We start from the raw sequence: 8,825 nt of genomic DNA, 5'->3' as shown, positions 1-8,825 counted from the left end.
GCCCACGGCCGTCGCGGAGACCGCCGTCACGCCGCATCCAGCCGCCCCCCAGCCCGTGCGCTTCGACCTGGACAGCGAGCCCCAGGGCGCGGAGGTCATGCTCGACGGCAAGGTGCGTGGCACGACGCCGATGGTCATCAAACACACCCCTGACGGCCCGGGCCTCGCGTCCGTGGAGGTGTCGTTCGCGATGGACGGCTACCAGACCGTCAGCAAGAAGTACGCGGGCGAGCCGGGCACCACCGTCAACGTCTCCATCAAGCTTTCGCGCATCAAGAAGCAGGGACCGAAGCCCACCAAGGCTCCGGGTTCCTCGTACAAGGACGATCCGTACCAGTGAATCCCCCGACAGCCTTCCGACGTGGAGCGCTCCTCGCGCTGTGTCTTTGCGCGACCGAGGCCCTGGCGGACGCGCGACTCGAAGCGCGCCGCCACTTCCGCAATGGCATGAACCTCATCGAGCAGAAGCAGTTCGATGAAGGCATCGCCGAATTGGAAGAGGCCTACAACATCAAGCCGCACGCCAGCGTCCTCTACAACATCGCCCGGGCGTACCAGGACGCGGGCCGGCTGGACGAAGCGCTGGACGCCTACAAGCGCTACCTCGCCTCCAATCCGCCGGACGCCACCAACGTGCAGGCCCAGGTGACGCGCCTGGAGGCCACCATCCAGGCCGCACAGGCGCAAGCGCCCGAGCCCGGCACCCAACCCGGCACGTCAGGCTCCACCACCGGCCTGCCCATGCCCCCGCCGCCCCCCACGAGCATCCAGGCCCAGCAGCAGCTGGCCACGCTCATGGAGCGACTGGAGAAGGCCGTCAACCGCGCGGAGTCGCTCACCGCCCAGCCCCAGGGCGCGCAACAGCCCTCGGCCACGCCCGGCCCCACCGCCAGCTCCAGCGGCGGCGCCGAGTCCGGCGACACCTCCGGCGACCAGGGCCTGGTGCCGTACGAAGAGCGCGTGGTGACGGCGAGCCGCCGCGCCCAGTCCTCGCTGGAGGCGCCCAACGCCACCACCGTCATCACCGCGGAGGACATCCGCCTGTCGGGCGCCACCACGCTGCCGGAGCTTCTGCGCCGCGTGCCCGGCGCGGACGTGATGGCCATGGGCGTGGGCAGCGCCAACGTCAGCCTGCGCGGCTTCAACCAGCGACTGGCCAACAAGGTGCTCGTGCTGGTGGACGGCCGCACGGAGTACCAGGACTTCCTCGGCCTCACGGTGTGGGCGGGGCTGCCCATCGGCCTGGAGGAAATCGACCGCATCGAGGTCATCCGCGGTCCGGGCAGCGCGCTGTACGGCGCCAACGCGATGCTGGGCGTCATCAACATCATCACCCAGGCCCCCGGCACCGGCCGGCGCGCGCGCTTCAGCGCCATGGCGGGCGGCGGCAACACCGTGCAGGGCTCCTTCGTCAGCCACGGCCAGAACGGAAGCCTGCGCTACCGCGCGTCCGCCGCCTACCAGCAGCAGGACAAGTGGAGCCGCGATTATGAGTCCGGTCGTCCGGACTTCGCCCTGCAAGGGCCCGCGGATCCAGACCTGGGGCAGCGTGGGGCTCGCGCCAACCTGTCCACCGTCTACACGTTCGAGGAGGGCCGCGCGATTGGCCTCTCCGGCGGCGTGCACCGCTACCTGACGGAGATCTATCCGCTGGGCCTCCTGCGCAACTACTACATCGACGGCCTGGGCGCGTACGCCAAGGCCGACGTGGAGCTGGGCGCCGTGAAGCTCAAGGCGTTCTGGAACCACCTGTCCGGCGACGCGGGCCCGCAGTACGAGGCCATTGGCCAGCGCTCGCTGACCACCAGCGTCGCGTCCAACGTCTTCAACGGTGAAGCGCTGTACGCGCGCGGCTTCGAGCTGGCCGGTGAGCACCAGGTGAACATCGGCGTGGAGGGCCGCCTGAAGCGCGTGGCCTTCCAGTACCTGGACGACCTGCGCGAGGAGTTCCACGCGGCGGCCTTCGTCCAGGACGAGTGGCGCATCGTGCAGCCCCTGCGCCTCATCGTCAGCTACCGCGTGGACCGCCACCCGCTGCTCGACAAGGGCAACCCGGGCATCGCGCAGTCGCCGCGTCTGTCCGCGGTGTTCCAGCCCATTGAAGGGCACGCCTTCCGCGCGTCCGTGGCCACCGCCTTCCGCGAGCCCACGTTCCTGGAGAGCTACACCCGGCTGCCCGTGCCCGTGCCGGGCGTCAACGGCGTGAGCCTGCTGACCACCGGCAACCGGACGCTGCGCCCCGAGCGCCTCAACGCGCTGGAGCTGGGCTGGCGCGGTGAGTCCCCGCGCCTGGGTCTGGACTGGGACGTGGCCCTCTACCAGAACACGGTGAAGGACCTCATCGCCCTATCGCCCGTGCAGCCGCTGCCCGCCGGCGAGTCCTACGACAGCGGCACCGGCAACTACCTGCTGGGCCGCTCGATGTTCACCAACGAGGCCGCCATCTACACCGCGCGCGGCGTCGAGGCGGGCATCAACGTGTCCCCCATCGACGGCCTGGGCGTGAAGGCGAGCGCCGCGTACCAGCACGTCAGCTCCGACCTGCCGGACGACGGCCAGTGCGGCACGTGCAGCCAGACGCCGGCCTTCCGCCTCTTCGGCGGCGTCACCTACCGCACGCGCACGGACCTGGAGTTCGGCATCGAAGCGGCGTTCACGACCTCCACCACCTGGGTGGAGCGCGAGCCCTCCGCGTCCGACCCGACGCGCGTGGACCTCATCGCCAACAACCTCCCCGCGTACACCGTCGTCAACGCCCGCGTGGGCTACACCGTGGTGAAGGACTTCGTCTCCGTGGCGCTGCAAGGCAGCCAGCTCGGTGGCAGCCACGCGGAGCACCCCTTCGGCAACCGCATCGAGCGGCGCGTGTTCGCCAACCTCACGGTGACCCCATGAAGCGCGCCCTTCCCTTCCTCGCGTTCACGCTCGCGTCGCTGCTGTCCGGCGGCTGTGATGCCCCGGACGTGGTGCCCACCGCGGACGGCCGCCAGCACACGCGCTCGGCCCGCATCGAGGGCAGCCTGGTGGTGCAGTCGCGCGCCCGCGGCAACGCCATCGTGTTCATCTACGACGCGGCCAACCCGCCGCCGCCCGCGGGCTCCGGCCGTCCGCTGGCCTTCACCGTCATCACCGCCGCGGAGCTGTTCGGCGCGTCCATGGGTGACAGCTCCACGGGCCCGTTCACCGCGCCGTTCTCGCTGAGCCTGGTGGAGCCGGGCCGCTACCTCCTGCGCGGCTTCATCGACGCGGACACCTGCCGGAACATCCCGCAGCCCTGCCACGTGTCCGACTTCAACCCCTGGTACGGCGTCACCTCCGAGCCCAACGCGGGCGACGTGGGCGGCGGCGCGGTGGACCCCACCAACGGCGCCACGCGCGTCCTGGAGGTGACGACGAACGCGGACGGCTGGCCCCAGCCGCTCAGCGGCGTCTCCGTGTCCTTCGCGGACTCGGCCACCGTGCCCTTCGACCGGCCGGCGTTCCAGACCGCGGACCCGCGCGAGTTCAACACCGCGACCACGCCCCTGAAGACGCTGACGCTCACGCCGCAGGTCCTCACCGGCGCGGTGGATCAGCGGCCTCCTGGCTTCTGGGTGCAGCTGATTGACGCCAACAAGGACGGCGTCCCGGACGACGCCAACGGCGACGGCGTGCCGGACTTCTGGCCGCGCGTCATCGTCCGCAAGCTGGCGGAAGGCGTGACGGGCTACGTGGATGAGAACGATCTCAACCGCGACGGCGTGGTGGACGAGGAGGGCGTGGACTACGCGCGCGTGAGCGGCGGCAAGGACGGCAAGCCGGACGTGACCGTGCTGGCGGCGGGCCTTTCGCCCGACCCCCTGCTCGCCGCGCTGCTCGACGAACAAGGGAAGCCCCGCCCGCAGCCCGTCTTCGTTCCGCAGCTGGTGGTGGCCATCCGCGCACTGGCGTTGGACGCGCGCGACCCCGCCGCGCCCGCGCCGCTCGCGGCCGTGCCCCCGGGTCGCTACAGCGTCACCCTGCTGCAGTCCACGGGTCAGACGTGGCGCCTGCCCAACGAGCTGGACCCGGCGCTGGCGGAGGCCGTGGGGCTGCCGGGCGTGCCGTCACAGGCCTTCGTGTTGGAGGTCCGCTGAGGTCGTTTTGGCCCTCCTGAAATCGCGGCGCGGTGCCCTGGTTGCTTTGACTTCGCAGGGCCCTTCCGCGACCATGGGCGGAGCCGCTGGAGGCGTTTCCTCCCCGAGGTTTTGATTCCGATGAAGGTCGGCCCTCTCTCCGCCCCCGAAACCGCGCCCTCCCGTCCCACGGGGAGCACGCCCACGGTCCGTCCGGCCGGGGGGACCGGTCCGCAGCGCGTGCTGCTGGTGGACGACAGCCGCTCCATCCGGACGCTGCTGAAGATCTACCTCATGGCCCGCAGCTTCGAGTTCCTGGAGGCGGAGTCCGCCGAGGAAGGCCTCAAGGTCGCCGAGGTGGAGCATGTGGACCTCATCCTCACCGACTTCCACATGGACGGGATGAACGGCGCGGACTTCGCCGGGCAGATCCGCGCCAGCAGCAACGCCAAGCTGTCCAAGGTCCCCATCCTGATGATGACGGGCGACCCGAACGTGGCGGAGGTGCGCGCGCTGGGCCAGAAGGCCGGCATCAGCGCCTTCGTGCGCAAGCCGGTGAGCTGCGCGCAGCTGATGACGCTGGTGGACACCATCCTCCCGCTGCCCCGCGCCACCGCGAAGTAGCCCGCCTCAAGCCGGGCGCGCGAGCGCCCGCCGCTTGCGCAGCGCCTCACCCACGCGCACGGCCAGCAGCAGCGCCAGGACGGCCCCGTAGAGCACCGGCTCCGTGACGTCCTGCTTCACCCGCCACACGAAGTGCACCACGCCCAGCACCGCGGCCACGTAGGCCAGCCGGTGCAGGCGCTGCCACGTGGGAAAACCCAGCCTCCGCACCCACTTGTTGGTGGAGGTGACGGCCAGCGGCACCAGCAGCATCAGCGCGGTGAAGCCCACGGTGATGAAGGGCCGGGTGAAGACGTCCTCCGCCATGGCGCGCACGTCCAGGCCCTGATCCAACACCGCGTAGGTGAGGAAGTGCGCCGCCGCGTAGGTGAAGGCCAGCAGGCCCAGCGTGCGGCGGATGCGCGCGGGCCACGTCCAGCCCGTCACCAGCCGCACCGGCGTGCACGCCAGCGACCCCAGCAGCACCGCCAGCGCGAAGAGGCCCGTCTGGTTGAGGGCGAACTCGATGCCGTTGGCCCCCAGCTGTCCCTGCGCCCCCTGCATCGCGAGCAGCAGCAGCGGGGACAGTCCTCCGACGGTGATGGCGGGGTTCAGCCAGGGGAGCTTGGAGGAGGCCATCGTTCAGAAGTCCCGCTTCAGGTCCATGCCGCGGTAGAGGCCGGCCACGGCGTCCGCGTAGCCGTTGAAGGGCAGCGTGGGCCGGCGCGAAGTTTCACCAATGCGGCGCTCCGAGGCCTGGCTCCAGCGCGGGTGATCCACCGCCGGGTTCACGTTGGCGTAGAAGCCGTATTCGCGCTTGTTGGTGATGTTCCACGTCGTGGGCGGCTGCTCGCGCGTGAGCGTGATGCGGACAATGGACTTGATGCCCTTGAAGCCGTACTTCCACGGCACCACCAGCCGCAGCGGGGCGCCGTTCTGCGCGGGCAGCTGCTTGCCGTACAGGCCCGTGGCCAGCAGCGTCAGCGGGTGCTGGGCTTCATCCAGGCGCAGGCCTTCAACGTAAGGCCAGTCCAGCACCGGGCTCTTCTGGCCGGGCAGCTGCTCCGGGTCCTCCAGCGTGGTGAAGGCCACGTACTTCGCGAAGGACGTGGGCTGCACGCGGTCCAACAGCTTGCCCAGGGGCAGGCCCAACCACGGAATCACCATGGACCAGGCTTCCACGCAGCGCATCCGGTAGACGCGCTCCTCCAGCGGGAAGGCGGAGATGAGCTGATCCACGTCCACGGTCCACGGCTTGTGGACCTCCCCGTCGATGACCACGGTCCATGGCCGCGTCTTCAACAGGTGCGCGCGGCGGGCCGGGTCGTTCTTGTCCAGGCCGAGCTCGTAGAAGTTGTTGTAGGTGGTGATGTCCTCGTAGGGCGTGCGCGGCTCGTCCGTGCTGAAGAGGCCCTGGGCGGGCACCACCGGCTGGGCCACCGTGCCCGCGTCCGGCACGAAGCCGTCCATGGGCCGGGTGCGCTTCATGCCCAGCAGGTACAGCCCGCCGCCCACCACCGCGGCGGTGCCCGCGAACAGGCCCGCGTTCTTGATGAACTCGCGGCGGCGCACGTAGAGCTTCTCGGGCGTCACTTCGGAGCCGGGGGGCTCGGGAGGGAGCTTGTCGCGCATGACTCCCTCTATAACGCCCCAGCCCCTTTTCCGGTTACCGCCGGGCGTCCTTCGCCCGCCACAGCCGCCACCAGGGCGTGCCGGGGGACTGATGGTGCTCCCAGTGGTAGCCGAAGAAGAAGCACGACAGCAGGGCCCACAGGTGGTTGCGCGGCAGGGAGCGCGCGTGGTGCGGCGCCATTCCCTCCGTCTCCGGGCGCCGGTGCGGCAGGTAGGTGCCGAAGTAGAACAGCTGCACGGTGGCCAGCACCGACGGCAGCACCCAGAAGGCCAGGATGCGCGGCTGGGGCACGCCCAGCCACAGCAGCACGTTGAACTTCAGCGCCATGACCGCGATTTGCAGCCACGTCGTGTAGCGGACCATGAAGGCCCCGAACCACGGCCAGAACGACACGCCCCGCGCCGCGAAGTCCGGGTCGTGCTCGCCGGTGGGGTCCTCGTGGTGCGCGCGGTGGTTCACCACCAGCCGGCGGTAGGACAGCCCCGCGAAGAGGAAGCAGGCCAGCATCCCCACCGCCGCGTTCACCCGGCGATTCAGGGACACGGTGCCGTGCATGGCGTCATGCCCGGTGATGAAGAGGCCGGTGGACAGCCACATCTGCAGGAGGACATGCAGCCAGGGGAGCGGTGAGGCCCACGGCAGCGAGGGCCCCGCCAGCATCCACGCCAGGTGCCCGCCCCACGCGCCCACCACCGCGAGCGCGAGCACGACGCCCCACGGGTCGGGAGGGGCGGGACGGGTGGAGGGCTCGGGCGGCATGGCTCCCTTACTGGCCAGGCCCCGTCCCCCGCGCACGAAGAAAAGCGCGCGGGTGGGACGGAGCGTGGCAGGGGACACTACTTCTTCGTCGCGGGCGTGGCGGCCGGGGCGCCGAAGTCCTTCACCAGCGAGTCGGCGGTGACGTAGCGCGGCTCGATGTCCACCGGCACGTTCTTCAGCCGCTCCAGCACCTTCTGCACGGAGGGGCGCACCACGCCCTGCTTCGCGAGCAGCGCCTCCGCGGCGGTGCGGTCGCCCGAGGCCTGAAGGGCCATGAGCTGGTTCGTCAGCGACGTGACGGCCGCCTGCATCTTGTCCGGGACGACTTCGAACGTGCCGTCCGCGTTCACCTTCACCGCGCCGGTGTCCAGGAAGTGGTTGAGCTGGAGCGCGATGCCCTTGCCGTGCGCCTCGTCAATGCCGAAGCGGATGGAGCGGAACGCGGACGCGAGGAACGTCGTGTACATGGTCCGCTGCAGGTCCTTGTCCAGCGTGCCCTTGTCCACCAGCCGCTGGAGCGCCCACAGGCCGGAGATGTCCGCCTTGGCCTCCTCGATGGCGCTGGAGGCCGCCTGCAGCGCCTGACGCACCGTCGTCTGCTTCCCGGCCACGGTGACGTTGTGGGGCCCCAGGCCGTGCATCAGCTCGTGCATGAGGATGTGCGTGAAGAACGCGTCGAAGGACACGTTCTTGCGGTCCTTCGCGGGCAGCGCCACCTTCGCGATGGGCACCAGCACGCGCTGGAACTTGGCCTCCTGGATGTTCTTCAGCATCACGCGCTTGGTGCCCTTCTCCGCCGCCACGCGCTCGTCGTTGGGCAGGTTGAAGGCCGCCGTCTGCACGCCCCGGTTGCCGTCACCGGACGAGTAGATGCTGTTGATGACTCGGATGGGGGCCAATGCGCCCAGCTTCGGGTTGCGCAGGCCCGGCTCAATCGGGAGGTTGTTCTCCAGCTCCTGGAGTTCCGCGCTGAACTTCGCCAGCTTCTGCGTCTCCGCGTCGTCGCGCACGCCGATGAAGGCCTCGAACGCGGCCTTGTAGTTGAACCAGCCGTCCTCGTAGACCTCATAGGGCCCGATGGTGGGGTCCACGCTCGCGTCCAGCTCCATCCACGCGACCTCGCTCGCGTAGTAGTCGTTGGACAGGAACGCCGCCGCGCGCGTCTCCAGGAAGCGCTTCAGCGTGGGCTGCTGGGTGAGCGCCGCGGCCTCACGCAACAGCTGCGCGGCCATGCCCAGCTCGCCCTGGTACTCGACGCTGTAGGGCACGCTCACGAACTTGCCGTCCGTCCCCTTGCGCAGCGTGGTGAAGAAGCCCGTGGCCTCGTGCTGCTGCGCCTCCGGCAGGCTCTTCACCCACGCCTCCACCTCCGCCTTGGTGGCGCCGGCGGGATAGAAGTTCCCCTCGTCCGGCCTGGCCGGCACGCCGGGGATGAACGGCTTCGCCTCGTCCAGGCGCGACCAGGGGCCCTTGTTGAGCAGGAACGCGTGCAGCCGCTCCTTGCCCAGGGGCGTGGTGTCCTTCACCAGGTCCAGCAGCAGCGTCGGGTTGCCCGCCCACGCCTGGCCCAGGAAGAGCGGGTCCATGATGCGGGCGGCCTGGAGGACCTTGGCCAGGGCGCGCTTCTCCGCGTCCGGCAGCTTGGACACGTCCACCTTGACGTCCACGGGGGCGAAGCGCGCGGTCATCCGCTTCAGCGTCGGGGCGTCCGGCAGGCGGGCGGGGGCTTCCTGGGC

At 70.3% G+C, this 8,825-nt stretch carries 8 protein-coding genes; 4 read left to right on the top strand and 4 right to left on the bottom strand.

Annotation, left to right across the window (positions count from 1 at the left end; all coding sequences use genetic code 11):
- From D7X99_RS40535 to D7X99_RS40520, 4 genes are all read left to right on the top strand, one after another.
- On the top strand, nucleotides 1-340 hold a 340-nt coding region (locus D7X99_RS40535; RefSeq protein WP_121782405.1), incomplete at its 5' end, for a PEGA domain-containing protein.
- Nucleotides 337-2,895 carry a TonB-dependent receptor gene (locus D7X99_RS40530; RefSeq protein WP_169828050.1) on the top strand — a complete coding sequence of 853 codons (2,559 nt, stop codon included), beginning with the start codon at nucleotides 337-339 and terminating at the stop codon, nucleotides 2,893-2,895. The genes D7X99_RS40535 and D7X99_RS40530, both read left to right, overlap by 4 nt.
- On the top strand, nucleotides 2,892-4,115 hold the full coding sequence (locus D7X99_RS40525) for a hypothetical protein (RefSeq protein WP_121782404.1): 1,224 nt from the start codon (nucleotides 2,892-2,894) through the stop codon (nucleotides 4,113-4,115). Before D7X99_RS40530 ends, D7X99_RS40525 begins: the two co-directional genes overlap by 4 nt.
- A 120-nt stretch (nucleotides 4,116-4,235) precedes the next feature.
- Nucleotides 4,236-4,718, top strand: coding sequence for a response regulator (locus tag D7X99_RS40520; RefSeq protein WP_121782403.1), 483 nt, complete (start codon nucleotides 4,236-4,238; stop codon nucleotides 4,716-4,718).
- A gap of 6 nt (nucleotides 4,719-4,724) precedes the next feature.
- Here the strand turns inward: D7X99_RS40520 and D7X99_RS40515 are convergent, their stop codons facing one another.
- From D7X99_RS40515 to D7X99_RS40500, 4 genes are all read right to left on the bottom strand, one after another.
- Nucleotides 4,725-5,336, bottom strand: a complete 612-nt coding sequence (locus tag D7X99_RS40515; RefSeq protein ID WP_121782402.1) for a sulfite oxidase heme-binding subunit YedZ — start codon at nucleotides 5,334-5,336, stop codon at nucleotides 4,725-4,727.
- 3 nt (nucleotides 5,337-5,339) lie between these two features.
- Nucleotides 5,340-6,329 (bottom strand): protein-methionine-sulfoxide reductase catalytic subunit MsrP, encoded by a 990-nt coding sequence (gene msrP, locus D7X99_RS40510; protein WP_121782401.1) that lies wholly within the window; start codon nucleotides 6,327-6,329, stop codon nucleotides 5,340-5,342.
- A 34-nt stretch (nucleotides 6,330-6,363) separates the two neighbouring features.
- The gene (locus tag D7X99_RS40505) at nucleotides 6,364-7,089 is read right to left on the bottom strand and encodes a fatty acid desaturase (RefSeq protein ID WP_121782400.1); all 726 of its coding nucleotides are present in this window, start codon (nucleotides 7,087-7,089) and stop codon (nucleotides 6,364-6,366) included.
- Nucleotides 7,090-7,166: 77 nt separating this feature from the next.
- Nucleotides 7,167-8,825, bottom strand: a 1,659-nt coding sequence (locus D7X99_RS40500; RefSeq protein ID WP_121782399.1) for a hypothetical protein, incomplete at its 5' end; no start/stop codon positions are given.

The sequence above is a fragment of the Corallococcus sp. AB032C genome (assembly GCF_003668935.1).
Classification (GTDB): domain Bacteria; phylum Myxococcota; class Myxococcia; order Myxococcales; family Myxococcaceae; genus Corallococcus; species Corallococcus exiguus.
Note: the sequence above shows the minus strand (reverse complement) of the source record. Positions and strands in the feature narration are given on the sequence as shown.

Bases quoted from the DNA above. Each gene is read 5' to 3' on its own strand.
- D7X99_RS40505 (WP_121782400.1), bottom strand. From the start codon at position 7,089: ATGCCGCCCGAGCCCTCCACCCGTCCCGCCCCTCCCGACCCGTGGGGC.
- D7X99_RS40515 (WP_121782402.1), bottom strand. From the start codon at position 5,336: ATGGCCTCCTCCAAGCTCCCCTGGCTGAACCCCGCCATCACCGTCGGA.
- D7X99_RS40520 (WP_121782403.1), top strand. From the start codon at position 4,236: ATGAAGGTCGGCCCTCTCTCCGCCCCCGAAACCGCGCCCTCCCGTCCC.
- D7X99_RS40525 (WP_121782404.1), top strand. From the start codon at position 2,892: ATGAAGCGCGCCCTTCCCTTCCTCGCGTTCACGCTCGCGTCGCTGCTG.
- msrP (WP_121782401.1), bottom strand. From the start codon at position 6,329: ATGCGCGACAAGCTCCCTCCCGAGCCCCCCGGCTCCGAAGTGACGCCC.